General features: G+C 63.8%; 23 protein-coding genes. 14 read left to right on the forward strand and 9 right to left on the reverse strand.

The window, feature by feature from the left end:
• The first annotated feature begins 39 nt into the window (after window positions 1-39).
• The 4 genes from OB905_09960 to OB905_09975 all read left to right on the forward strand — a co-directional run bounded on the left by OB905_09960 (window position 40) and on the right by OB905_09975 (window position 3,751).
• On the forward strand, window positions 40-330 hold the full coding sequence (locus OB905_09960; protein ID MCU4926304.1) for a translation initiation factor eIF-1A: 291 nt from the start codon (window positions 40-42) through the stop codon (window positions 328-330).
• A 163-nt stretch (window positions 331-493) separates the two neighbouring features.
• Entirely contained in the window at window positions 494-1,984 is a 1,491-nt protein-coding gene (gene crtI / locus OB905_09965; protein MCU4926305.1) for a phytoene desaturase family protein, read from the forward strand.
• Window positions 1,981-2,865, forward strand: coding sequence for a prenyltransferase (locus OB905_09970; protein ID MCU4926306.1), 885 nt, complete (start codon window positions 1,981-1,983; stop codon window positions 2,863-2,865). Before crtI ends, OB905_09970 begins: the two co-directional genes overlap by 4 nt.
• Entirely contained in the window at window positions 2,858-3,751 is an 894-nt protein-coding gene (locus OB905_09975) for a carotenoid biosynthesis protein (protein ID MCU4926307.1), read from the forward strand. The genes OB905_09970 and OB905_09975 overlap by 8 nt, the downstream gene beginning before the upstream one ends.
• 27 nt (window positions 3,752-3,778) lie before the next feature.
• Here OB905_09975 and OB905_09980 read toward each other — a convergent pair whose 3' ends face one another.
• Window positions 3,779-4,729, reverse strand: a complete 951-nt coding sequence (locus OB905_09980) for a phytoene/squalene synthase family protein (GenBank protein ID MCU4926308.1) — start codon at window positions 4,727-4,729, stop codon at window positions 3,779-3,781.
• A gap of 192 nt (window positions 4,730-4,921) precedes the next feature.
• Between OB905_09980 and OB905_09985 the strand changes: the two genes are divergently transcribed.
• The gene (locus tag OB905_09985; protein ID MCU4926309.1) at window positions 4,922-5,128 is read left to right on the forward strand and encodes a hypothetical protein; all 207 of its coding nucleotides are present in this window, start codon (window positions 4,922-4,924) and stop codon (window positions 5,126-5,128) included.
• Window positions 5,121-5,606, forward strand: coding sequence for a hypothetical protein (locus OB905_09990; protein ID MCU4926310.1), 486 nt, complete (start codon window positions 5,121-5,123; stop codon window positions 5,604-5,606). The genes OB905_09985 and OB905_09990 overlap by 8 nt, the downstream gene beginning before the upstream one ends.
• Before the next feature lie 38 nt (window positions 5,607-5,644).
• Here the strand turns inward: OB905_09990 and rdgB are convergent, their stop codons facing one another.
• Both rdgB and OB905_10000 read right to left on the reverse strand, forming a co-directional pair.
• On the reverse strand, window positions 5,645-6,184 hold the full coding sequence (rdgB, locus tag OB905_09995; GenBank protein ID MCU4926311.1) for an RdgB/HAM1 family non-canonical purine NTP pyrophosphatase: 540 nt from the start codon (window positions 6,182-6,184) through the stop codon (window positions 5,645-5,647).
• A 48-nt stretch (window positions 6,185-6,232) separates the two neighbouring features.
• Window positions 6,233-6,883 carry a helix-turn-helix domain-containing protein gene (locus tag OB905_10000; protein MCU4926312.1) on the reverse strand — a complete coding sequence of 217 codons (651 nt, stop codon included), beginning with the start codon at window positions 6,881-6,883 and terminating at the stop codon, window positions 6,233-6,235.
• A gap of 83 nt (window positions 6,884-6,966) precedes the next feature.
• On the opposite strand from OB905_10000, the gene OB905_10005 reads away from it, so the two are divergent.
• The 5 genes from OB905_10005 (at window position 6,967) to gltB (ending at window position 16,145) form a co-directional block, all read left to right on the forward strand.
• A complete protein-coding gene (locus tag OB905_10005) occupies window positions 6,967-8,688 on the forward strand; it encodes an NADH-quinone oxidoreductase subunit D (protein MCU4926313.1) in 1,722 nt (573 codons plus the stop codon).
• Between the two features lie 71 nt (window positions 8,689-8,759).
• Complete coding sequence (locus OB905_10010; protein ID MCU4926314.1) at window positions 8,760-9,206, forward strand: hypothetical protein; 447 nt, start codon at window positions 8,760-8,762, stop codon at window positions 9,204-9,206.
• Between the two features lie 66 nt (window positions 9,207-9,272).
• On the forward strand, window positions 9,273-9,791 hold the full coding sequence (locus tag OB905_10015; GenBank protein ID MCU4926315.1) for an 8-oxo-dGTP diphosphatase: 519 nt from the start codon (window positions 9,273-9,275) through the stop codon (window positions 9,789-9,791).
• Between the two features lie 54 nt (window positions 9,792-9,845).
• Window positions 9,846-11,327: a proline--tRNA ligase gene (gene proS, locus OB905_10020; protein ID MCU4926316.1), complete on the forward strand. Its 1,482-nt coding sequence runs from the start codon at window positions 9,846-9,848 to the stop codon at window positions 11,325-11,327.
• Window positions 11,328-11,594: 267 nt separating this feature from the next.
• The gene (gene gltB / locus OB905_10025) at window positions 11,595-16,145 is read left to right on the forward strand and encodes a glutamate synthase large subunit (protein ID MCU4926317.1); all 4,551 of its coding nucleotides are present in this window, start codon (window positions 11,595-11,597) and stop codon (window positions 16,143-16,145) included.
• Between the two features lie 104 nt (window positions 16,146-16,249).
• On the opposite strand, the gene OB905_10030 is transcribed toward gltB, so the two are convergent.
• From OB905_10030 to OB905_10040, 3 genes are all read right to left on the reverse strand, one after another.
• Window positions 16,250-16,663, reverse strand: a complete 414-nt coding sequence (locus tag OB905_10030; GenBank protein ID MCU4926318.1) for a GIY-YIG nuclease family protein — start codon at window positions 16,661-16,663, stop codon at window positions 16,250-16,252.
• Window positions 16,664-16,883: 220 nt separating this feature from the next.
• Complete coding sequence (locus tag OB905_10035; GenBank protein ID MCU4926319.1) at window positions 16,884-17,243, reverse strand: hypothetical protein; 360 nt, start codon at window positions 17,241-17,243, stop codon at window positions 16,884-16,886.
• Between the two features lie 67 nt (window positions 17,244-17,310).
• Entirely contained in the window at window positions 17,311-17,970 is a 660-nt protein-coding gene (locus OB905_10040; GenBank protein ID MCU4926320.1) for a helix-turn-helix domain-containing protein, read from the reverse strand.
• A 240-nt stretch (window positions 17,971-18,210) separates the two neighbouring features.
• Here OB905_10040 and OB905_10045 point away from each other — a divergent pair, with 240 nt between their 5' ends.
• A complete protein-coding gene (locus tag OB905_10045; GenBank protein ID MCU4926321.1) occupies window positions 18,211-19,272 on the forward strand; it encodes an NAD(P)-dependent glycerol-1-phosphate dehydrogenase in 1,062 nt (353 codons plus the stop codon).
• Between the two features lie 25 nt (window positions 19,273-19,297).
• Here the strand turns inward: OB905_10045 and OB905_10050 are convergent, their stop codons facing one another.
• Entirely contained in the window at window positions 19,298-20,326 is a 1,029-nt protein-coding gene (locus tag OB905_10050; GenBank protein ID MCU4926322.1) for a phosphatase PAP2 family protein, read from the reverse strand.
• A 51-nt stretch (window positions 20,327-20,377) separates the two neighbouring features.
• Window positions 20,378-22,252 carry a S9 family peptidase gene (locus tag OB905_10055; GenBank protein MCU4926323.1) on the reverse strand — a complete coding sequence of 625 codons (1,875 nt, stop codon included), beginning with the start codon at window positions 22,250-22,252 and terminating at the stop codon, window positions 20,378-20,380.
• A gap of 241 nt (window positions 22,253-22,493) precedes the next feature.
• Between OB905_10055 and OB905_10060 the strand changes: the two genes are divergently transcribed.
• Both OB905_10060 and OB905_10065 read left to right on the forward strand, forming a co-directional pair.
• On the forward strand, window positions 22,494-23,267 hold the full coding sequence (locus OB905_10060) for a hypothetical protein (protein MCU4926324.1): 774 nt from the start codon (window positions 22,494-22,496) through the stop codon (window positions 23,265-23,267).
• Window positions 23,268-23,348: 81 nt separating this feature from the next.
• Window positions 23,349-24,398: a glycosyltransferase family 4 protein gene (locus OB905_10065; GenBank protein ID MCU4926325.1), complete on the forward strand. Its 1,050-nt coding sequence runs from the start codon at window positions 23,349-23,351 to the stop codon at window positions 24,396-24,398.
• Window positions 24,399-24,458: 60 nt separating this feature from the next.
• Here OB905_10065 and trpB read toward each other — a convergent pair whose 3' ends face one another.
• On the reverse strand, window positions 24,459-25,613 hold the full coding sequence (trpB, locus tag OB905_10070; GenBank protein ID MCU4926326.1) for a tryptophan synthase subunit beta: 1,155 nt from the start codon (window positions 25,611-25,613) through the stop codon (window positions 24,459-24,461).
• Window positions 25,614-25,688: the final 75 nt, after the last annotated feature.

A 25,688-nucleotide genomic window follows, 5' to 3' on the forward strand; every position in this document is an offset into this window, starting at 1 on the left:
GATGAAAATGGTTAACCGTCTGCCGGATGTAATACGTATGTGACTGAAGACACGGGGCGACGGAACCTCCGGATGCCCAACAACGACGAGCTGTTTGCGATCGTCACCGAACACCTCGGTGGCAACCACGTCCGGCTTCGCTGCGAGGACGGTGAGGAGCGACTCGGCCGCATTCCCGGCCGCATGAAGTATCGCACCTGGATCGAGCAAGACGACATCGTCGTCGCCGAACCCTGGGACTGGCAGGACGAGAAGGCCACGATCGAGTGGCGTTACACCGGCCAGGACGCAGATCAGCTGCGACGCGAAGGCCACCTCGACACCGTCTGAGCGCGCATCTAACAGCATTTTATTCTCGGACCAGTCGGTAGCGACGTGTCTCGCCACTAGACGAGAGTGTCGTCGCCGAGCGAGAGAGGAACGTGGCGTGAGACGACGATCTGGGACGGATCACCCGTGGTGTTTATCACCCATCCGAAACTAGCACGTAGTAATGAAATCGCTGGGCGGGACGTCGGTCGTCGTCGTAGGTGGCGGATTTGGTGGCCTCTCTACGGCCTGCTTTCTCGCCGACGCAGGTGCTGAGGTGACGGTCGTCGAAAAGAACGAACAGCTCGGGGGCCGAGCGTCGGTACTCGAGGAGTCGGGCTTTCGATTCGACATGGGGCCGTCGTGGTACCTGATGCCCGACGTCTTCGAGCGGTTTTTCGGTCACTTCGATCGCTCGCCGACGGACTACTACGAGCTGACTCACCTCGACCCCCACTACCGGATCTTCTTCAAAGACGGCGATCAGGTCGACGTGACGCCGGACAGAGAGCGGACGAAAGCGGTCTTCGAGTCCTACGAGGACGGCGCCGGCGAAGAACTCGATCGCTACCTCGAAAAGTCGAAGGAGAACTACGAAGTCGGAATGGAACACTTCGTCTACACGGATCGATCGCGACTGCGGGACTTCCTCGATCTGGACGTTGCAAGACAGGCCCGAGGGCTCTCGTTACTGGGCTCGATGCAGGGCCACGTCGAGAACTACTTCGAGCACCCGAAGCTCCAGCAGATCATGCAGTATACGCTGGTCTTCCTGGGTGGATCACCGCGGAACACGCCGGCGCTGTACAACCTGATGAGTCACGTCGACTTCAACCTCGGCGTCTGGTACCCCGAAGACGGGATCGGCGGCGTCGTCGACGGGATCGCCGAGGTGGGCCGAGAGCTCGGCGTCGAGTACGAACTCGACCGTCCCGTGACAGGGATCAAAGGTCGCGAGGGAGCGTTTCTGGTCGAAACCGAGCAGGGAACGCTCTCGGCCGATCTCGTCGTGAGCAATGCCGACTATGCCCACACCGAGCAGGATCTGCTCGCGCCCGAGCAGCGCGGCTACGACGCCGATTACTGGGAGTCTCGAACGTACGCACCCTCCGCGTTCTTGTTGTATCTGGGTATCGAGGGCGACGTCGACGAGCTAGCCCACCACACGCTCGTTCTCCCGACCGACTGGGACGAGCACTTCGAGCAGATCTTCGACGAGCCCGCCTGGCCGGACGAGCCCGCCTACTACCTCTGCGTTCCATCCGAGACGGACGACGACGTCGCTCCCGAGGGGCACAGCGCGCTGTTCGTCCTCGTCCCGATCGCCCCCGATCTCGAGGATACGCCCGAACGCCGCGAGCAGTACCGCGAGCAGATTCTGGCAGACATTGCCGAGAACACCGGCGCCGATCTGCGCGATCGGATCGTCTTCGAGGAACAGTTCTGCGTCGAGGATTTCGCTGACCGGTACAACAGCTTCCAGGGAACGGCACTCGGAATGGCCCATACGCTTCGCCAGACCGCGATCTTCCGGCCCCCACACCGCTCGAAGGCCGTCGACGGGCTCTACTTCACCGGCTCGTACACGACGCCGGGAATCGGCGTTCCGATGTGTCTGATCAGCGGCGAACTGACCGCAGAAAAGGTCATCGCAGACGCTGGAACCAGTCGATGATGGCGCGTGCGGCAGGAGCGAACGGTGCTGGCAGTCCGGGATCGGTGACGGACCGAATCCGATACCTGCTGGTGCTCTCGCGGCCCCGATTCTGGCTCTATCTGGCCGGCCCCGTACTGGTCGGGGTGGCCTACGCCGCCGACGCGCCGACGGAGCTACTCGTACCCGCAACCGTCGCTCTCTTTGCGTACTTTCTCCTGCCAGCGAACGTCTTTTTGTACGGAGTCAATGACGTCTACGACCGGGAGATCGATACCGAGAACCCGAAGAAAGAGGGGCGAGAGGCACGCTACGAGGGGCAGCGATTCGTCCCCGTCGTCGTCGGCCTCTGTGCGGCCCTGGCACTGGCGCTGGTTCCGATCGTGCCCCCGAGCGCGTGGCCCTGGCTCGCCGTCTTCCTGTTTCTGGGGGCAGCATACAGCGCGCCGCCACTTCGGTTCAAAACGACCCCACTGCTCGACTCGATGTCGAACGGGCTGTACATCGTGCCGGGCGCGGCCGCCTACGCCGCGGTGGCGTCCGGACAGCCGCCGGCGCTCGCGGTGCTCGGGGGCTGGCTCTGGGCAATGGGAATGCACACCTTCTCCGCGATTCCGGACATCGAGCCGGATCGCCGCGCCGGCATTCAGACCACAGCGACGGTGTTGGGAGAGGGGAAGACGTACGTCTACTGTGGGGGCTGCTGGCTGCTGGCAGCCGCCGCGTTCGCGGTACTGGACGTCCGCCTCGGCGCTGTCATGCTCGCATACCCCACACTGATCGCGGTCGTCTCCGGGACGAGCGTCGCGGTCGACCGGGCCTACTGGTGGTTCCCAGCGATCAACACGGTAGTGGGTGCAGCGCTGACTCTGGGCGGTCTCTGGAGGGTGTTCTATGGATAACGAATCGACACCCGCGAAGGGGGCAGCGTCTCACAACAGCCGGCGGGCGACCGTCCAGCGCCAGCTCGAAACCCTGATCGAGGAGAACCGATTCACGATCGCGGTGCTCTTCCCGTTCGTCGGTGCCGTGACCCTCGTCGCGAGCGCCGAGGGACTGTTACCCGCCCCGCTCGCGTACAATCCGCTGTTGATCCTCTTTGGAACGCTCGTGATGCGCTCACCGCTGGTCGTCGGCGTCCTGCCACGAATCGGCTGGTGGGCGCTTGGCTGTCTGGGCGTGTTGACGGCGTACACGTACGCCATCGAGATGATCGGCGTCCAAACGGACTGGCCCTATGGTGCCTTCGAGTACACCATCCAGCTCGGGCCGATGCTTCTCGGCGAGGTCCCGCTGGCTTTGCCACTGTTTTTCATCCCGCTCGTGCTCAATGCCTACCTGCTGACACTGTTGCTGCTCGGCGACCGGGCCGATCGCGCCGTGATTCGGCTTCCTGTTGCGGTCGCCGCGGTCGTCGCGATCGATCTCGTGCTCGACCCCGCTGCCGTCGCGGTCGGCTTCTGGGCGTTCGAGGAGGGCGTCTACTACGGCGTTCCCGTCTCGAACTACCTCGGCTGGCTCCTCTCAGGAACTGTCGCGGTCGTCCTCGTCGATCTGGCGTTCGACCGCGAGGCGCTGCTGGCCCGCGTTCGTGAGTGCGTCTTCGTCCTCGACGATCTCGTCAGCTTCGTGTTACTCTGGGGCTCGATCAACCTGCTGTATGGAAACTGGATCGCGGCGGCGGTCGCGGGTGCGTTCTGCGTTGGCCTCGTTCGGACCGACCGGTACGATCTCGAGATGGTGGCGACGGTGCTTCCGAGTCGACTCCGTGGCGACGCCGAGCAGTGAGTGCGATCGGATGAAAATTGACAGTGGCTATCGAGTCGGAACGCCCTCACCGGGACCCGGTTCGCTCCACTCGGTTTCGACGGTTGGAACCGCAGAGACGCGCCGGAAGACTGCCTCTGGATCGCCACTCCAGTGCCAGTAGAGTCGGGTCTTCAGGAGACACCAGAGCTTCCGTGTCGTCGAGAGCTGGGGCGCCGAAGAGAGGACGTCGTACCCCTGTGATCGGATAACGGCATGGTGTTCGGCGTAGAGCACTGCGGCAAGCAACACGGGAAGCTGGCAGTCCTCGGGAAGGTAGCGGATTCCGGCGACGCCCTCGCGGTACAGCCTCTCGGTTCGCTCTACCTCCGCGGCCATGGCCGCACCGAACGACTCCGAGAACTCGAGACGCTCGACGTTGTCTGGGTGAACATCGTGAGCGGCAAGCGTCTCCCTCGGGAGATAGATCCGATCGCGCTCGGTGATATCTTCGCGGACGTCACGCAGGAAGTTGGTCATCTGGAACGCCTCACCGAGTTTGATCGCGTGTGGGAGCGCCGCCTCCGGCTCGTCGGGCTCCATGATCGCAGTCATCATGACTCCGACCGCTGCGGCAGACCCGCGCATGTACGTCTCGAGATCTGCGTACGTCTCGTAGCGGTCGGTGTGGATGTCAGACCGCATCGCGTCGAAGAAGGCTTCCACCTCCGTATCGTCGATACCGTAGCGCTCGCGAAGCTGGCAGAACGCGCGCAAGACCGGATCGTCTGGCTCGCGCTCGCCGAGTGCCTCGGCTTCCAGCTGATCTAAGCTGGCAGCTTGCTCGTCAGGGGGAACCCCTGCTGCGTCGTCGACGACTTCGTCTGCGATCCGGAAAAACGCGTAGAGGACGTGTGTTGCGTCGCGCACGCGAGCGGGGAGAAACCGCGTCGCGAGGTAGAACGTCTTCCCGGTTCGTTTCTGGATCTCCTTTCCGGCTTCGATGTGTTCCCGTTGCATTCTATGATAGTCGTTCTTGAACGCGTCTTCCTGGTGCCCTCTCGCCGGATGCCTGACAGCGTCGCAATACAACCAGTATGACAGAAGGCTATAAAACATCTAGCCCTCACCAGTCGGGCTTGCCTCGAAAACCGGCCGAGGCGACGGGATCGGACCGGACCGTTTTTTCCCTCAGCGGTCGAACTCCCAACGATGACCGAACCGGCACGCTGGGAATCGCTCTTCGATCGCGGGGCGACTTACAACGTCGATCGAGAGGCAGTGATAGCCGCACACGAACGCGAGCGGTCGTCTACGACCGAGCGTGGCGACGCGGAGACTGGGCCGAACATCGACGACTCACAGGAGACGACAATGAATGCGGGCGAGGTCGACCCTCAGGAGGACGACGATGCCTGAGAACGGGGTCGACCGGCCGAACCCCGCCCGGATCGTCGCCGACTGCGACGTCCTCGCTGCGGACCTGCTGATCGACGGCGATGCGCGGGAAGCCCTCGACCAGATACGGTCACACTCCTGGGTCGAACTCGTCGCGAGCGACGCGTTGCTCGCCGAAACTGAACGCCTCGTCGCCGGGCTCGCAGACCCCTCCCTCGCGGCCGCCCACCGGGAGCGACTCGAAGCAGCGCGCGTTCCGGTCGACCACCCCGACGGGGACCACCCCGCGCTGGCGTCAGCCTACCGCAGCGGGGCCGCACACGTCCTCTCGTTCGACGACGAACTCGGCTCTGCAGCCGCCGGGTTGTCGATGAAGTCCCACGTTCCAGTCAGCGTCCGACCACCGGACGCCTTCGCCAGACTGTTCGATCCGGCGAGTCTGTACGAGGCGGTCGAAGGCGGCGCGTATCCGGGACCGGATCGAGACCCGCGAGCGTGACCGTGCAGTTCTCTCGGCCACTGGTGGCGGTGATCGGCTCAGGTCTGGTCGGCGTGCCACGTCGCGAACGCCTCGAGGGCCTGTCCGCGGTGTGAGATCTCGTTTTTCTCGTCGGTGCTCATCTCCGCCAGCGTCGCTCCCTCGTGTTCGAAGATCGGATCGAAGCCGAACCCGCCCTCGCCACGGGGGGCGACGATCGTCCCCTCGACGCTTCCCTCGAAGGTCTCGACACCAGTTTCGTCGGCGTAAGCGAGGACGGTCCGAAAGCGAGCGCTCCGATCGCGCTCCTCGCTGACGAGCCGCCAGAGGCGCTCGACGCCGACGGTGTCCTCGACGTACGCGGCGTACGGCCCCGGAAAGCCGCCCAGCGCGTCGACGAACAGTCCGGTGTCGCCGACGAGAACCGGCTCTCCGCCGAGTTCCGCGTGGGCCTCGCGGGCGCCCACCGCTGCGACCTCGGCGAGGTCATCGCTTTGAATCTCGGTGTAGTCGTACGCGACCTGTTCGACGGGAGCCTCGAGGTATGCGCGGGCCTCCCGTACCTTCCCCTCGTTTCCCGTGACGAACTGGAGTGCCATGTTCGGGGTGGCGGTCGGCGAGGGTAAATCGCCGTCGGTGTCGCGGCGTCAGAGGCCGAGTTCGGCGACAAGGGTCGACTCGGCCTTCCGAAGGTGTTCTGCAGCGGTGGCCGGTGCAACTCCGAGCCGGTCGGCGACGGCGTCGACGCCCGCCGTTCGAGGAACGTCGTAGTAGCCGAGCTCGCAGGCGAGGCGAACGGCGTCGTGCTGGCGTTCGGTGAGGGCCGCCACGGCGGATTCGCGGGCGCCGTACTCGCCGACGCGCTCGACGGTCGTTTCGATCCCATCCGGAACGGCGTCGACGGCTCGCCGAATGTCTGCCGACTCACCGACGACCGAGAAGCGAACCGTCCAGTCAGAGCGGTATTCGAGGGGCGGCAGCGGGACGAGGCTGTCTCGGGAGAAGGCAGAAAGCAGTCCCTGGCCGACCTCGTCAGGTTCGTCTCGAACGTAGACGGTGAACGAGCGCTCGCTCGTGATCGAGATGTCGTAACTGTTGGTATCCCCGACGGACTCGAGGGCGCGCTCATAGGCGTCTGGGTCACCGACGACGTGGAAGACGAACGCACAGGGGTCGTCGCCGACGAAGTTGCCGTGGACCATCCGATAGGAGTCAAACGACTCGTTTTCGGCGACGAATCGGTGCATCGGGTGGATCGTGTCGGCAGTATGCCTGAGAGCCAACCGAACGGTCTTCATGCGTCTGTCCGTCGAATCGGATACATAAATAGCCTCACCAGTGGCGCACCATCGACTCCCAAAGTCGGTTCGAAGTCGACGTTATGGACGGTCGTTTGAAACGGGAACGAGTAGCGAGACGCGAACGGGAGCAAGACGGTGGTGTCGGCGAGTTCGAGGAAGGGGTCGACGCCGAACGCTCGGCCGCCGGCGTCGCCGAGTACGTACTGGACCGGGACGATCACGAGAACGCACCGGGAATCGTTGTTCGGCGAGACGAGGTTCGAGCAGTCCTCTCGCGGCTTCGCGACGCGGGGTTCGACCACTGCGCCTGCGTCACCGCCCAGCAGTACGCGGACCGCTACGAGTCGATCTATCACCTGCGGTCGTACGCGGATCCAACCCGAGAGCTGAGCGTGATCGTCCCGATCCCGATAGACGACCCGCGAAGCGAGTCCGCGGCGCCGGTCTACCGGACGGCCGACTGGCACGAGCGCGAGGCGTACGATCTCGTGGGAATCGAGTACGAGGGCCACCCGGATCTTCGGCGGATCCTGTTGCCCGAAACGTGGCAGGGACATCCGCTCTCGCTCGACTACGACCAGACGACGCCCCAGATCGTCACGCTCACCGAGCACGACAATCCAGTCGTCGAGGGAGGTGATAGCGGGGATAGAACGAATTCGCGAGGCGACCCCTCGGAGACGATGTTTCTGAACGTCGGGCCACACCACCCCTCGACCCACGGCGTGTTGCACGTCAAGACCGTCCTCGACGGTGAGACGGTCGTCGACGTGGATCCCGATATCGGCTACATCCACCGCTGTGAGGAGCAGCTGTGCCAGCAGGGGACCTACCGTCACCAGATCATGCCCTACCCTGACCGCTGGGACTGGGTGTCGGCAGGGCTGCTAAACGAGTGGGCGTACGCTCGCGTCGCCGAAGCGCTGGCAGGAATCGAGGTTCCCGAGTACGCACAGGTCGTCCGGACGATGGGAGCCGAGCTCTCGCGGATGGCAGCACACTTCATCGCGCTCGGAACCTACGCCCTCGACGTCTTCGGCGAGTTCACGGCGGCCTTCCAGTACGCGATGCGCGACCGGGAACTGGTCTTGGACGCGCTCGAAGCGTTGACGGGCCAGCGGATGATGTTTAACTACTTCCGACTGGGCGGCGTCGCCTGGGACCTTCCCGAACCCCGCGAGGAGTTTGTCGCCGAGACGCGAGCGATGCTCGACGCCCTCCCCGCAAAGGTCGAAGAGTATCACGATCTACTCGTTCGAAACGAGATCTTTCAGCTTCGCTGTGTCGACACGGGCATCTTAGCGCCTGAGATCGCAAAGCAGTACGGCTGTACGGGACCGGTCGCCCGCGGTTCGGGTATCGACTACGACCTGCGCCGAGACGACCCCTACGGCTACTATCCGAACCTGGAGTGGGACGTCGCCACGGAGCCCCACGGCGACAACTACTCGCGGTTGCTCGTCCGGATGCAGGAAGTCGAGGAGTCCGCGAAGATCGTCGAACAGTGTCTCGACGTGCTCGAAGACTGGCCCGAGGACGACCGCGAGGTTCAGTCGAACGTTCCACGGACGCTCAAACCCGACGCCGGAGCAGAGAGTTATCGGGCCGTCGAAGGCGCGAAGGGTGAACTCGGCATCTACATCCGTTCGGACGGGAGCGAAACTCCCGCACGGTTCAAGATCCGCAGCCCGTGTTTCTCCAATCTCTCGGCACTCCCCGAGATAGTCCGGGGAGAGTACGTCGCGGACATGATCGCCGCGATCGGCAGTCTCGACTGTATCATGGGAGAGGTCGATCGGTGACGAGGACCGTCGGCGAACCGACGCGACGGTTACCCCCAGTTAACTAAGGACGTCGGCGGCGTAACGCGAACATGGCGACGGACGAGGACGACTCGAGTCGAGCGACGCCAGCGCCGACGAGCGAGGACGCGACCGCCTACGGCGTCACCCTCACGCTCGTCGGCGCCATTTTGCTCGCGCTCGCGTACTACGGCGTCGCAGTGATCGGACGGGGCGGAGAGATCGGCGGAGCGCTGCCGGAGCCGTTTTACTTGCTCGCGATCGCCTTGCTGTTCGTCGTGGAGTTGCTCCAGCGCGGCCGGCTCGACGCCATCTCGATCGGGCGCGCACTCGCACTGGCGGCGGCTTACGGGGCGCTGTTCGTGCTGGCGGTCGAGGGCGGCGCCTACCTGCTCGAGAACCCCGACGTCGCGCTCGAGAGCTACGAGGGCGTCACCGTCTTCGCGGGCGCACTGGTCGTGGCGGCAATCGCCTACGTCGGCTACCTGACGATCCAGGAGACGGGAACGGCGGAGTAGTCCCGCCAACCCCGAAAATGGCGACAGAAGAGGGACGCTTTTGCGTTGACGGCCGAAGAGTCCGACATGATCGAGGCGACGCTCTGTTTCGTCGTTCGCGAAGACGAGGCCGACGCCGGAGAGCGCGAGGTGTTGCTGATCGAGAAGCGCCGCGGGCTGGGTGAAGGGTGGTACAACGCGCCGGGTGGAAAGCTAGAGCCTGGAGAGACGCTCCAAGAGTGTGCGACCCGGGAGACCCGAGAGGAAGTCGGCATCGACGTCCACGAGCCGGCAAAGGTGGGCGAACTCAGATTTTTACTGGACGGGTCGATCCACACCGAGAGTCACGTCTTCCTGACCGACGCGTTCTCCGGGGAGCCGGTCTCGACGGCGGAGGCCCACCCGGAGTGGTTCGCGGTCGAGGAGGTCCCCTACGATCGAATGTGGGAGGACGACCGCCACTGGGTGCCGGGCGTCCTCGCAGGCGACACCGTCCTCGGGGAGTTTCGCTTTGAAGGTGGGAAGCCCTTAGACGAAGCCGACTTCGTCGACCACGATCTGGAGTGGGACGTTTCATTTTCGTCCAACGAGGGCGAGAACCGATAGCCACCGCATCCGACCTTCGCATCGTTTAAGACCGCGCTGGCAGAGTGTCGAAGTATGACCGACGAGAGTCAGGAGCTCGGTATCACCGAGTCCAAGAAGGGCAATCCCGGCGACTGGTACGCCGAGGTCGTCCAGAAGGCCGGACTGGCGGACTACGCACCGATGGGCGGATTCATCGTCACGAAACCGCGAGGGTACGCGATCTGGGAAGGGATTCAGGACGCCTTAGACGGCTGGTTCAAGGAGACCGGCGTCGACAACGTCTACTTCCCGATGTTCATCCCCGAGAGCTTTCTGGAACGCGAGAAAGACATCGTCGAAGGCTTCGACCCCGAGGTCGCCTGGGTCACCCAGGGTGGCCACGACGAACTCGAGGAGCGTCTCGCGGTGCGACCGACCAGCGAGTCGATCATCGCGCCCTTCATGGCTGACTGGACGCGCAGCCACCGGGACCTGCCCCTTCGACTGAACCAGTGGTGTTCGGTCGTGCGCTGGGAGGCGACCGAGACGAAGCCGTTCTTCCGCACGAAGGAGTTCATGTGGCAGGAAGGTCACACCGCCCACGCCAGCGACGAGGGCGCCTGGGAGGAGGTCTGGACCCGGCTCTCGCAGTACGAGCGCGTCTACGAGGACGTGCTCGCGATTCCGGTGCTTCGCGGCAAAAAGCCCGAACACGACAAGTTCCCCGGCGCCGACACCACGACGACCGTCGAGGCGCTGATGCCCGACGGGAAGTCCGTCCAGGGCGGGACCAGCCACCACCTGGGCCAGAGCTTCGCCGAGGCGTTCGACATCACCTTCGCCGACGAAGACGAGGAGGAACAGACCGCCTACACGACCTCGTGGGGTGTCTCCTGGCGAGCGATCGGCGCGCTCGTCATGACACATTCGGACGATCAGGGGCTCGTGTTGCCGCCGACGATCGCGCCCACGCAGGTCGCTATCGTTCCGATCTGGCAGGCAGAGACGAAAGAGGATGTCCTCGCGTACTCCGAAGAGATCGCCGAAGAGCTCGAAGACGCCGGCTTCCGGGTCGAACTCGACGACCGCGACGAGCGAAATCCCGGCTTCAAGTTCAACGAACACGAGTTAAACGGGGTCCCGCTCCGACTCGAAATCGGTCCGAACGAGGTCGACGACGAGGAGGTCACGATGGTCCACCGCCCGGACAACGAGAAGTCCTTCGAAGATCGCGACGGACTCGTCGAGACCGTCGACGAACACCTCGACGCGATCTACGACAAGCTCTACGACGCCGCGGCGGAGAACTTAGCCGAGAACGTTCGCGAAGCCAGTTCGCCGGAAGAGATTCTCGGGACCATCGGCAAGCACGGCGGCTACGTGAAGACGGCGTGGTGCGGAGACGAAGCCTGCGAGGAGGCGATCAAAGAGAAGATCGCCGCCGAGATCGTGATGCAGCCGTTAGAAGACGAAGGCGGCACCACCGCAGGAGAAGTCGAGACACCCGAATCCGACGAGTGTGGGGTCTGTGGCGAGCACGCCGAGGAGGTCGCCTACTTCGCACGATCCTACTGAGTCCGTGCAGCCGGAACGTAGCCAGGAGGGTTCGTGAAGAACCTAATCCTTTAACCACGCAGCGTTTACCGATCCCTCTCCAACGGTTATTCGTGGTGCTCGCTTCGGCGATCACCATCTGCCTCTGACACATTTTGTTGCACGTCCGTCACACGCTGTAGCGGTGGTACTTATCGACCAATATACCTTATACCCGTTAATATGTATATATAATACACTTAGTCATAATGGAGTAGCCTCTTATGGGAGTGAGGCAGACGAGACTGTATGCCACAGCCACACCGAGCGTCATCCACCGATCGCTCGCGGGGTCTCGCTTCCCCCGCGGACGAACGGTCGAACTGCGGCGTCGGCGTCGTCATGGACTTAGATGGAGCAGGGGGCCACGACGTCGTCGCCGACGGGCTCGAACTTCTGACAAATCTCGAACACCGCGGAACGACCGGCGCAGAAAAAAACACCGGCGACGGCGCGGGGATCATGCTCCAAACGCCGGAACGGTTCTTCACAGACGTTTTCGAGACGGAGCTGCCGGAGACTTACGCCGTGGGCTCGTTCTTTCTGCCAACCGACGACGACACCCGCGAGGCCGTCGTCTCGGTCGTCGAAGACGTTCTCGCTGACTACGCCCTCGACGTTCTCGAGTGGCGAGACGTTCCAACGGAAAACGGCGGACTCGGAACGACCGCCGTCGAATCAGAGCCGGATGTTCGACAGGCCGTCGTCACGCCGGACGACGACTGCAGCGGCGACGCCTTCGACCGTCGGCTCTACGTCGCCCGACGGGCGCTGGAAAACGCCGTTGAAACTGCCGAGGTCGACGGCGCTGAGCGATTCTACGTCTGTTCGCTCGACTCGAAGACGATCGTCTACAAGGGGCTGCTGAAAGGCGTCCAGGTGCCCACTTACTACCCCGATCTCACCGACGAGCGCGTCGAGTCGAACTTCGTGATGGTCCACGAGCGGTTCTCGACGAACACGCTCGGCGCCTGGCACCTCGCCCACCCCTACCGCAACATCGTCCACAACGGCGAGTTCAACACCATTCAGGGCAACATCAACTGGATGCGTGCCCGCGAGACCGACCTCGAGAGCGAGGTGCTCGCCGATCTCGACGCGGTCAAGCCGGTCATCAACGACCCCGGGCAGTCCGACACCGCGAGCGTCGACAACGCCCTCGAACTGCTGATGCAGGACGGCCGCGATCTCGAGCACGCCCTGCGGATGCTCGTCCCCGAGGCGTGGCGCGGCGACGACCAGATGGACCAGGATCGAAAAGACTGGTACGACTTCCACGCTTCGCTCGTCGAGCCGTGGGACGGTCCCGCGCTCGTCGCGGCAACTGACGGCGAACGGGTCGGTGCGGTTCTCGACCGTAACGGCCTGCGCCCCTGCCGGTACGACGTGACGACCGACAACCGGCTGGTCGTCGCTAGCGAGGCCGGCGCACTCGATCTCGGCCCCGAAGAGATCAACGAGCGCGGTCGCCTCCAGCCCGGCCAGCTCTTCCTCGCCGATCCCGAGGAGGGGCGGGTCATCCCCGACGACGAGGTCTTCGACGAGCTTACCGACGACCGCTACGGCGAGTGGGTCGACGAAGAGCAGGTCCGACTCGGCGAGATCGGTACCGACGACGACAGCGAGCCCCGTGAGCCGGTCGCGTCGCTTCGCGACCAGCAGTTCGCGTTCGGCTACACCCACGACGAACTCGAGAACCTGATCGAGCCGATGACCCAGAAGGGCAAAGATCCCGTCGGCTCGATGGGCGACGACACGCCCCTGTCGGTGCTGACGGAGTTCAACCGCCCGCTGTTCTCGTACTTCAAGCAGCTGTTCGCCCAGGTCACCAACCCGCCGCTTGACTACATCCGCGAGGAGCTGGTGACGTCGATGGAATCACGGCTCGGCTACCAGCGGAATCTCCTCGACGAGTCCCCAGAACACGCTCGCCAGCTCGTACTCGACTCGCCGGTCCTCACCGACGCCGAACTCGCGTCGATCCGCGACTGCGAGGTAAACGACATCACGACCGCAACGATCGACATCACCTACGAGCCGACCACAGACGAGCCGGGCGAGGATCTCCGTGACGCTATCGAACGCGTCCGCGAAGATGCCGTCGCGGCGATCGAGGGGGGAGACGACATCCTCGTTCTCTCCGATCGAGCCGCCGACGAGGATCGCCTCGCGATCCCGAGCCTGCTCGCGACCGGTGGCGTCCACCATCATCTCGTGCGAAACGGGCTTCGTAACCACTGCGGGCTGGTCGTCGAGTCGGCCGACCCCCGAACCGTCCACCACTTCGCGACGCTGGTCGGCTACGGCGCGGGCGCAGTCAACCCGTACCTCGCCTACCAGACCATCGAGGACATCACGGCCGGCGACGACGGCGCCGACCTCGAGGTCGCGATCGACGCCTACGTCGGCGCGGTCGAGGACGGCCTGCTGAAGATCATGGCCAAGATGGGGATCTCCACGGTCGAGAGCTACCAGGGCGCCCAGATCTTCGAGGCCGTCGGGCTCGACTCGGACCTCGTCGACGAGTACTTCGAGGGGACCGAAAACCGAACCGAGGGAATCGGCCTGGCGGAGATCGAATCCGACGTTCGCGAGCGCCACGCGACTGCCTACAGCAGCGACGAGTCCGCCCTCGAGCGCACCGGCGAGTTCAACCACCGCAAGCAGGGGATCTACCACCAGTGGAACCCCCAGACCGTCGGCGCGCTCCAGCAGTCGGTCCGCTCCGGTGACTACGAGCGGTACCAGGAGTTCGCCGAGTTGGTCAACAACCAGAACGAGAACCTCCAGACGCTGCGCGGACTGCTCGAGTTCGACTCCGATCGGGAGTCGATCCCGATCGAGGAGGTCGAGCCAGTCGAGGAGATCGTCACACGATTCTCCACCGCGGCGATGAGTCTCGGCAGCCTCTCGCCGGAGGCTCACGAGAACAACTCGATCGCGATGAACCGGATCGGCGGCAAGTCGAACTCCGGCGAAGGTGGCGAGCCGCCGGAACGCTTCGGCACCGAGAAGGAGTGTAACGTAAAGCAGGTGGCCTCGGGGCGCTTCGGGGTCACCTCGACGTACCTCTCTGCGGCCGACGAGCTCCAGATCAAGATGGCCCAGGGATCGAAACCCGGCGAAGGGGGCCACCTCCCAGGAATGAAAGTCGACGAGATGATCGCCCACGTCCGCAAGTCGACCCCCGGCGTGGGGCTCATTTCGCCGCCGCCGCTGCACGACATCTACTCGATCGAGGACCTGAAACAGCTGATCTTCGATCTGAAGGCTGCCAACGAGGAGGCCGACATCAACGTCAAGCTCGTCTCCGAGGCCGGGATCGGCACGATCGCGGCCGGCGTCGCGAAGGCGAACGCCGACGTCGTCCACATTTCGGGCCACTCCGGCGGGACGGGCGCGTCGCCCCGAACCTCGATCAAACACGCCGGCCTCCCGTGGGAGCTCGGCCTGGCGGAGGCGAACCAGATGCTCCGTGCGACCGGACTGCGCGACCGCATCCGCGTCTCGACCGACGGCGGGCTGATGACCGGCCGTGACGTCGCCGTCGCCGCCCTGCTGGGCGCCGAGGAGTACATCTTCGGCACCGCCAGCCTGGTCGCCGAGGGCTGCGTGATGGCCCGGCAGTGTCACAAGAACACCTGCCCGGTCGGCATCGCGACCCAGCGTGGCGACCTTCGCGAGCGCTTCCCCGGCGAACCGGACCACGTCATCAACTACATGACGTTCATCGCCCAGGAGCTTCGCGAGATCATGGCCGAACTGGGCTTCGAGACGGTCGACGAGATGGTCGGCCGCGTCGAGACCCTCTCCCAGCGCGAGGACGTCGACCACCCGAAGGCACGCACAGTCGACCTCTCGGCGATCGTAGCCGAGCCAGAGGGCAACGTCCGGCGAAAGATCCGCGAACAAGACCACGAACTCGACGATCAGCTCGACCGCGATCTGATCGACGCCGCGACCGAGGCCATCGAGGACCAGCAGCCGGTCTCGCTGGCCGCGGACGTCTCGAACGTCGACCGCACCGTCGGCGCGATGCTCTCGAACCGAATCACGAGCCGCTACGGTGAGGCGGGGCTCCCCGACGAGACGATCACCGTCGATCTCGAGGGAACCGCCGGACAGAGCTTCGGCGCGTTCCTGGCCAACGGCGTCTCTATGCGTCTCTCCGGAAGCGCAAACGACTACGTCGGGAAGGGGCTCTCCGGCGGGAGGATTACCGTCGAGACGCCGCCGACGGCAACCTACGACCCCGCCGAGAACATCGCTATCGGAAACGTCGCTCTCTACGGCGCAACCGACGGCCAGCTGTACGTCAACGGACTGGCCGGCGAGCGCTTTGCCGTCCGGAACTCCGGCGCGAAGGCGGTCGTCGAGGGCGTCGGCGACCACGGCTGTGAGTACATGACCGGCGGCGTCGTCGCCGTGCTGGGCGAGACGGGCAAGAACTTCGCGGCCGGGATGTCCGGCGGCGTGGCGTACGTCTACGACCCCGACGGCGAGTTCGCAGACCGCGCCAACACCGGCATGGTCACCCTGGACGACGACCTCGAGGCCGAAGACGAGGCAATGTTGCGTCGACTCGTCGAGAACCACGTCGCCTACACCGACTCCGAGCGCGGTGAGGAGCTGCTCGACAGCTGGGAGGACGCACTCGACTCGTTCGTGAAAATCATGCCCGACGCCTACGACAAGGCGATCACCGAGCAGGGCAGCGACGACGTCCGAGAGGAGCTCCCTGCCGCGCCCGGCGCGGAGGCCGAGGCCGGTGCCACCGGCTTCGCGGCCAGCGACGACTGATCGGCCCACAGTTCCGACTCGGGTCGCGTTTTTGGCTATCCTGGCGACGTTTTTCCTCATCCTATCGAATCGGAACGAGAAGGAGTGTAGAGAACGCTATCCTGTCACCCGGTCGAATCGAACACGCCGCCGTGATCGCCAGCCGCGGCGAGAAGTTCCGACTCGTCGGTTTCGAGTAGGTGCCCGTCGCAGTCACAATCGGAGGCGCCGAATCCGCGAACCTGCTCGCCCGGAAGCGACGCGGCGAGCTCGCACTCGCGGTCGGCGTCGGGAAAGCGGGCCGTGCGAACGAGCGTCGTCGCCGGATCGCCGAGCAAGTAGTCGACGTGCCAGTGTCTGGTGTCGCGATCACCACGTGCCAGTTCCCGATGTCGGTCGACCCTGGCGAAGCCGCCCGGGCCGTGTGCGCTGCCGACGTAGGCGTAGGTTCCGGCGGCGAACTCGCGGGTACCGAGCGCGCCGACCTCGATCGATCCCGACCGAGAGCGGTCGATCAGGAGGACGTAGGTGCCGCCCATACCGACGGCATCTCGTGACGTGGTGAAAACGAAATCGATTGGGGGCGACGGAAGTCAGTCCGTGGACAGTATATGGACGGCCGCGAACGGCGTCGGGATAGTATCTGAAACGAGAGTTCTCGGTTTGGTTAGTACGTGTGCGTATTGCCCGAACCTCTATTCAGACACCACTGACGTACTCCAACGGCCTCATCGAGAATAGCGAGTCGCCTGTACGACCTCACAACTCGATTGGTTCGTCGAGATCCGGATCGGTATCGATGATCGCAGAGAGATGGGGCTGTAGCTGGTCAAATTGTTCCGTTGGTTCTACGAGTTTCCGTTCCGAATCGTAGTCGATGACGCCTGCCGATTCTAACTTTGGAATGTGCGTGTGGGATAGCGAGATCCGAATTTCCGTTAGCACCTCTTCAGACGCGTGGATAACTGGCGTCTGATGATTATAGGTGAGAATCGTTCCCCGGAGGTCGTTCACCGTCAACGAACGCTGCTCTTCTGCAAGTACCGCGAGGATGATGCGACGAACCTCCTCTCTACACAAGTCGAGCACCGTGTCGAACGCGATGGACCTCTCTGTCATTGGACCATCTTCGAAAACCGACCCAAATCACTCTCACTTTTTAGTACCCAACACGCTTTTAACTCCTCTATCGAGAGGGAGCCGATACCTCGGATAGTGTGTTCCCGAGGATGTGTTTGATTCCGCGCCGAAGTCTGGAGGCGACGGCCTGTTGGGTGATACCGAGTTCGTCGCCGATCTCTTCCATCGTTGCCTCGCGCGGGGATTCGAAGTAGCCGCGCTCGTAGGCGAGTACCAAGGCTTCCTGTTGGGTATCGGTGAGAGCCGCCTCGGTAGCCGTCTCAACCGGCGTGAGCGCGTGTAGCTCCGTAAGCGTGATCGGGATGCCCACCTCCCGACACCGAGATTGAAAGTCAGCAATATCGTCACGGGTGTCTCCACGAATATCGAACGTCCACTGCGTGTCCGTCCCGACGGCTTTGATGAGCGCGATCTGCGTCTCCGTCAGCGTGGTCAACACGTCGTCGTAATCTAACGCCCACTCGACGCGCAACAGATGCTCATCTTCGACGGCGTCGATGGACTGGATTTCCTTCACGCCGGGATGCTCCGAAAACGCCCCTTCGACATCCTCAACGTCGGTTCCCCGCACCCAGAAGTAGGGGATCACCACGTCTCGGGCGGGGATGATCCGCTCCAGTTCGACCGATACATCCGGCAATTGCTCAAACACCGTTCCCAGCGGGAACTCGTTGGATGGAACCGTAAAGGAAGCCTCTGTAGCCATCGTCCAATCCGTGGTTCCCTGAGCGTAAATACCACTACGGAGTTATGCAACTGAGTCACGGGAAAATTTCGCGTTTCGTGTTCGGCACCGATTCGCTCTGTCTTTGCCTGTACTGATCACGCGCATGCATGGCGACGCCGTGTGCGCTCGATGTCAATTGAAATACCAGCCAAGAAGTTGCATGGGTGAGAGTGGTTCTCGAAGGCTCACTTATTATAGCTCCCGTAAGAAAGGAGGAGTATGTTCGAGAAGTCGACGTGGATTCGGCTACCGCGAAACGTCGTCGTCGGTCACGGCGTCAGAAGCCAGGTTCGCGAGGTGATCGAGGATCTCCACCTGCAGGGACGCCCGTTGTTCGTGACCAGCCCGACTCCACGGGAGATCGCCGCAGATCCGATCGCCGCCGACTTCGAGGCGGCGGGCATCGACCCCGCAATCGTCACGATCGAACGGGCGACGTTCGACGCCGTCGAGGAAGTCATCGAGGTCGCGACCGAAGCCGACGTCTCCTATCTGGTCGGCATCGGCGGCGGGAAAGCGATCGACATCGCGAAGATGGCGAGCGATCACCTCGACATGGGATTTTGCTCGGTGCCGACGGCGGCCAGTCACGACGGAATCGTGAGCAATCGGGGGTCGGTTCCGGACGGCGACACCCGCCACAGCGTCGCGGCCGAGCCGCCGCTTGCCGTCGTCGCCGACACCGAACTCCTCGCGGAGGCGCCCTGGGAACTGACGACGGCTGGCTGTGCCGATATCATCTCGAACTACACCGCCGTCATGGACTGGCGTCTCGCCCGGCGGCTCCAGAACGTCGAGTACTCCGAGTACGCCGCGGCGCTCTCGGAGATGACCGCCGAAATTCTGGTCGACAACGCAGAGCACGTCCGGCCCGGACTCGAGGAATCGGCCTGGATCGTCACGAAGGCGCTCATGTCCTCGGGCGTCGCGATGAGCATCGCGGGCTCCTCGCGACCCGCAAGTGGCGCCGAACACCTCTTTTCCCACCAGCTCGATCGGCTGGCACCCGGCACGGCCTTACACGGGCACCAGGTCGGCGTCGGCTCGATCATGACCGCCTACCTCCACGGCGGAGAGCGTGGTATCTGGAAAGATATCCGGAACGCCCTCGCCAGCATCGACGCGCCGACGACCGCCGCCGAGCTGGGGATCGACGACGAGACGGTCATCGAGGCGCTGACCACGTGTCATGCCATCCGCGATCGGTACACGATCCTGGGCGACGGCATGAACGAGCGCGCCGCCCGCGAGGTCGCCGAGAAGACCGGCGTCATCGGGTGACGAAGCGCCGAGTCCCGCCGCGGGGCTACTTCCGACGGTCCGAGAGATAGTTTCGCGCACTTGCGAGCCATTGCCGCCAGACGCGGGGATCGAGCACGTACAGGAGACCGTGTAAGACGACGACGATCCAGAACCGAATCCGAGAACCGATTCGTCGGGCGTGGTCCGAGTGGCGCGCTACTGGAATCGTGATCGCGACCGCCGTGAGGAGACCGATCCCGCCACCGGCGGTGTACACCGAGAGCAGTGGAAAGTACTCGAACGTGGCGACCAGCGGCGCGAGCGCCATGAGGACGAGTCCGCCCCTCACAGCAATCGGGCGCACTGCAGCTGAGAACGAAGGGGCCGAGACGAGTCGCCTGCCGAGGATGATGACCTGCCAGCCGGCGAAGGCTCCCAGTGAGGCAGAGAGAACGAAGACGGCGTCTTCGTCCACCTCGCTCGTGACAAGGAAAAAGACGCCACAGATGATGGCCATCCCCAACGTGACCGTCGTCCGGTCACTCGGCATCCGCCTGATCAGTTCCCGCGCGGTTAGCAACACGAGGAACCCGACTCCAACGCCGACGACGACGTCGACGAGGTAGTGGACGCCGAGGGCGAGTCGCGTGAAACAAACCGTGGTGACGATCGCGGCGGCGGTGGCGAACCGCGCCCGTTTCGAGCCGATCGAGAGAACGTACGCCAATCCGAAGTAGACGATGGTGGTATTGACGGCGTGACCGCTGGGAAACCCGTAGCCACTTGCCATCGCGGTGGCCTCGTACAGCGGCTGGATCAGCGTCGGCAACACCTCGGGATCGAGCAGCGGATCGTCGGGCCGGGGAAATTCGAAGTGTTCCTTCAGTCCCTTGTAGAACCCCATTCCGGCGAGCCAGACGCCGCCGACCATCGCGATCTCGTCTCGCTTGGGCGTGTGGGCCCAGTAGAGGACGGCGAGTAGGAGCCCCAAGAACCAGATATCGCCGAGCTGTGTGAGCAAGGCCACGATAACGGCCAGCCACTCCGGGATGAGTCCCTGTAGGAAATCGACTTCGCCAATACCACGAGACATGCACGATAGTACTCTCAGCACCGAAATAGCCGTTTGGCCGGCTAGTCCCGATCAGACGTGCTCGTCGAGAAAGTCGGCGATCGCGGAGTAGGCCTCGATGCGATTTTCGAGTTTCGAGAAGCCGTGGCCTTCATCCTCGAAGATCAGCTTCCGGACTGGAACGTTCTGCTCACGGGCCTTCTCGACGATCTGCTCGGCTTCACCGACTGGGACGCGAGGGTCGTTCGCGCCGTGGAGGACGAACAGTGGTGCCTCGATACGATCGACGGTGTTGATCGGCGAGATCGACTCGAGAAACTCGCGGTCGTCGGCGAGGCTCCCGTACTCGGCCTCCCGAAGTTCGCGGCGCCAGTCACCGGTGTTCTCGAGGAATGTGACGAAGTTCGCGATGCCGACGACGTCGATGCCGGCCGCCCAGCGGTCGGGGTACTCGGTGAGTGCGGCAAGCACCATGAAGCCGCCGTAGGAACCGCCCTTGGCGATGATGCGGTCGGGGTCGATCGCAGGGTGCTCGCAGAGCCACTCGACGCAGGCGTCGATGTCAGCGACCGAATCCATCCGCTTCTCGACGTCGTCCAAGGCGGCGTAGTCGGCACCGTATCCCGACGAGCCGCGGACATTCGGCTCGAAGTAGGCGTAGCCGCGATCGGTGAAGTACTGCTTGACCGACGAGAAGGAGGGCCGGCGCTGGCTCTCGGGGCCGCCGTGGATGTCGACGATGACGGGCGTCTCGCCGGGTGTCGACGGCGCTGTGTCTGCCGAGTCAGGGAGCGTGAGGAAGCCGGGGATCTCGAGTCCATCGAAGCTCTCGACGTGAACGAGGTCGGCCTCGTCGAACGTCTCAGGTGGGATGCCTGCCGTCGGCGCTGCAGTCCAGCGCTCGGCGTCGCCGGTCTCGACCTCGACGACGTAGACGTTCGTGTTTACGGTGTCGCCGGAGGTCGAGAGCGCGAAGCGCTCGGCGTCGGGATCGAAGCTGACACCACCGGCGACGCCACCGGGCAGGTCCGGTGTAGGGAACGTCTCGAACGCGGTCGGATCGTCCGAATCGAATGCACCGACGGTCAGTTCGGTGTAGCCCTCGACGTTTCGCGAGTAGACGAATCGGCCCGTTTCGTTGTCTACTGCGATTCCGCCGACGTTCCATCCCTCGCCGGGCTGTGCCCGGCTCTTCGAGGAGCGTGACTCCTCGCCGTCGACGACCGTCTCGAGATCGCCAGTCTCGAGGTCCAGGTAGGCCAGATAGAGCGTGTCGGCGTCGCCCTCGTCGGTGACGAGGTAGATCCCCGTCCCGTCGGGCGCCCAGCTCGCGCTCCCGTAGCGAACGTCGCCCTCGTGGGGCGTCAGGTGCTCGAGTTCGGGCTCATCGGTGTCGAGGTCGAGCACGTACAGATCCTGATCGAAGTTGGAGTACGCTTCCGAAACCAGCAGTCGGGAGTCGTCCGGGCTCCAGCCCGAGAGGGTGAGCCAGCCGTCGCCCTCGCAAACGAGGGTAGCATCTTCACCGGTCTCGCCGCGACGCTGGACGTAGACGTCGAAGACGGACTCGTCGCGACGGTTTGAGGTGAACGCGAACCGGTCACCGTCGTGGCTCCACCCACCCCAGCGGTGTTTGGCCTCGGGATGGCGAGTCAGGTTCTCGACCCCGCCCGACTCGACGTCGAGTCGGAACAGTTGGGCGCGCTCGTTGCCGCCTTCGTCCATCCCAAAGGCGAGTTCCGGCCGTTCGGGCGACCAGGAGGCGAAGGACACCTGCTCGTCGGAGAACGTTCGCTGCTCCGGCCACGTACGTGCCGCGTCGAGCGTCCAGACCTGGGAGGTACCGGTCGTGTTCATCAGAAACGAGAGGCGGTCGCCCTCGGGTCCGAACGAGGCCCCGTAGGCGCTTCGCACGTTGAGATAGCGCTCGATATCGAACGACTCCATACAGAGTCATCGCCCGGGCGCCCACTAACGGTTTCGCCTCGTTGGGACCACCCAATAGAGACGGTGACACGCCACATAGAGGAAAGATGGTCCAGAGAGAGACGAGCAGAAACGGGGGCGGAGACTGCGAGTAGGCACACCCTAGAAGGGTCGTGGCAGCTGTGAGAGGGGAGATCGACGGACAAACGGACAGAGATTGGAGTGGTTAACAAAACGAGTTCCGGACCGACTCCCGCAGACGATGTCAGCGAAGGGTTCGGGCGGCAGTGGCGAGCAGGCCGATCTCTCGGTCGCCGCCGTCGTGATCGCCACCGTCGTCGTATGTATCGCGTTCGGAATGACGGTGGCCGTAGCCGGGCCCGAGCTGCTAAACGACGAGTTTGACGATGAGGACGACGCTCCGGAGTCGATCGGGGCTTTAGACCGGCTTTCGGATGGAACGTCGGATATCGACTCACAGGATCTGGAGTCACCAGAGGGGGACGACGAAGAGGATGAAGACGAAGATGGAGATGACGAAGGCGAGGATCAGGAGGAGGAAGATAACGAGGACGAAGAGGATGAGGGCGATGAAGGCGATGGCGAAGACGAGAGCGAGGAAGACGAAGAGGATGATGGCGAGGATGAAGAAGACGGAGACGATGAAGATGAGGACGAAGAGGACGAGGACGAAGATGACGGAGACGGTGAGGAAGACGAAGAGGATGAAGATGAGGACGAGGACGAAGATGACGGAGATGATGAGGAAGACGAAGACGATGATGGCGAGGATGAAGAAGACGACGAAGAAGACGAGGACGAAGATGACGGAGATGATGAGGAAGACGAAGACGGCGATGACGAAGATGACGGAGATGATGAGGAAGACGAAGAAGACGATGACGAAGATGGCGACGAAGACGAGGGTGAGGGCGACGAAGACGGCGATGACGAAGAAGATGAAGACGAGGGCGAGGATGACGATGAAGACGACGGAGGGGCACCCGGAGACGTCCTCGATGAGTTGTTCGGCTGACAGAGCAGTTCGGCCCGAAACACCTCGTGACGCGATGCCGATGTAGGTGATTTTTTATTTCGGGGCTGCGTCCCGCGGCGTATGCGTCTCGCGTTCGTCTCTTTCGAAACCGTCTTTCACCGCGGTCGGGAGGCGAACCAACGGTTCCAGACCGTCCTCGAACTCCTTCGAGACGGTGGGCACGACGTCCACGTCTTCTGTGCGCGATTCTGGTCAGAGGAGCCCGAAAAAGTCGAACGCGACGGGATCACGTATCACGCGATATCGTCTGGACTCGAGGCCAGAACGAGGTTTCTGCTCCGGCTACCGTTCGCGCTCGCGAAGGCGAAACCGGACGTGATCCACGCAAACGCCGACCGGGCGAGGGACGTGCTGGCGGCCAAGTGGGGCTCCCGACTGAGCCGGGCACCGCTGGTCGTGGAGTGGTACGACGCGACGGGGCGCCGAGACGAGCGGCGCCGGCAGAAAGTCGCGACGTGTGCAGATCGGATCGTCGTTCCCTCGGAGCTGGTCGGCACTCGGACCCGCGAACTCGGCGCGGACGGCAGCCATGTCGAGATCGTCCCGAATCCGATCGAGGTCGACCGGATCCAGGACGTCGAGCCCGACGATCGAATCGACGTCGTCTACGCGCGCCGACTCGACGAGGGTGCGAACTTAGAGAGCCTCCTGCTCGGGCTGGCGGAACTCCGTGGACGCCAGTGGCGGACGGTCATCATCGGCGACGGCCCCGAGCGAGCGACCTACGAGCGGCTGGCGAGTGACCTGCGGATCGACGACCGGGTCGAGTTCGTCGGCGAGTGTTCCCGAGAGGAGCGGCTGTCGCTGTATCGGGGCGCCCACGTCTTCGCCCAGACCGCAGCGGACTGTGCCTTCCCGACGGAGATGCTGTGGGCGCTCGCCGCCGGCTGCGTCGGCATCGTCGAGTACCACGTCGATTCGAGTGCCCACGAACTCGTCGAAGGATGGGGTCGGGGATTCCGGACAACCAGCGAACAGGAGCTTGCAAACGCGATCCTGGCTGCAGGTGAGTTAGAACACCGCGAGTCAGACGACCGGTTCGACGCGTACGACGAGGACGCGGTCCGGGAGCGGTATCTGCGAGTGTATCAGGCGGTCAGTGACAGCTAGAAATGGCAGTGATCGACAGGACGTGTACAAACGGCTGACGTTACGAAACAGTTGCCCCACTCAGGAGAGCGAGAATCGGTCGGCTGCGGTTTCCATATCCTTGTCCCCGCGACCGGAGAGGTTGACCAGGATCGTCTCGTGGTCGCCAGCCTCGGCGAGGTCGATCGCCCGGGCGATGGCGTGACTCGACTCGAGTGCCGGGATGATCCCCTCGGTCTCTGCGAGTTCGCGGAAGGCAGCCAGCGCCGCGTCGTCGGTGACGCCGGTGTACTCACAGCGTCCGATCGCCCGGAACATGGCGTGCTCGGGGCCGACACCGGGGTAGTCGAGGCCGGCGGAAACCGAGTGGACAGAGACGTCCTCGTCGATGACGCGGGTCTTCATCCCGTGGATGACGTCGTCTGTGCCCTTCGCGAGCGGTGCGGCGTGTTTGCTCGAGTCACTCCCTTTACCGCCACCTTCGGCACCGTAGAAGTCGACGTCGTCGTCCCGGAAGGCGTGAAAGAGCCCGATCGCATTCGAGCCACCGCCGACGCAGGCGACCGCGGCGTCGGGGAGGTCACCCGTTCGCTCCAGGAACTGCTCGCGGGCCTCTTTGCCGATCACGCTCTGGAAGTCCCGGACCATCCGCGGGAAGGGGTCGGGGCCGACGACGCTGCCCACGAGATAGTGTGTGTCGTCGACGTTCTCCGCGAAGTCCTCTAAGGCGGCGTCGACGGCGTCAGCGAGCCCTTCGCCGCCGCGAGTCACCTCGTTTACTTCGGCGCCCATCAGGCGCATACGGAAGACATTCATCGCTTGTCTCTGGGCGTCCTTTTTGCCCATGTAGATCTCCGTATCGAGGCCGAGTACGGCGCCGACCATCGCGGTCGCAACGCCGTGTTGGCCGGCGCCGGTCTCGGCGATAAGCCGAGGTCGACCGGCGCGTTTGGCGAGCAGGGCCTGCCCGAGACAGTTGTTGATCTTGTGGGCCCCACCGTGGAGCAGGTCCTCACGCTTGAGGTAGATCTCCGCGCCGTAGCGCTCGCTCAGGTTGCGGGCGTGGTACAGCGGCGACGGTCGGCCGGCGAAGTCAGCTGAAAGCTCCCGCAGGTCGGCCTGAAACTCCTCGGTCGTTCCGACCTCGTCGTAGGCGGTCGCGAGCTGGTCGAGCGGTTCCTGAAGCGGCTCGGGGACGTACCGGCCGCCGTACCCGTCGAAATCTCCCTTGGACATGGCTGACACCCAGTTGTGGGGACAGGGTAATAATGGCTGTTGGTATGCCCTAACAGCCCGCGGTATTATCCACCC

The organism is Halobacteria archaeon AArc-dxtr1, assembly GCA_025517425.1.
In the GTDB taxonomy this organism is placed as follows: Archaea; Halobacteriota; Halobacteria; order Halobacteriales; family Natrialbaceae; genus Halostagnicola.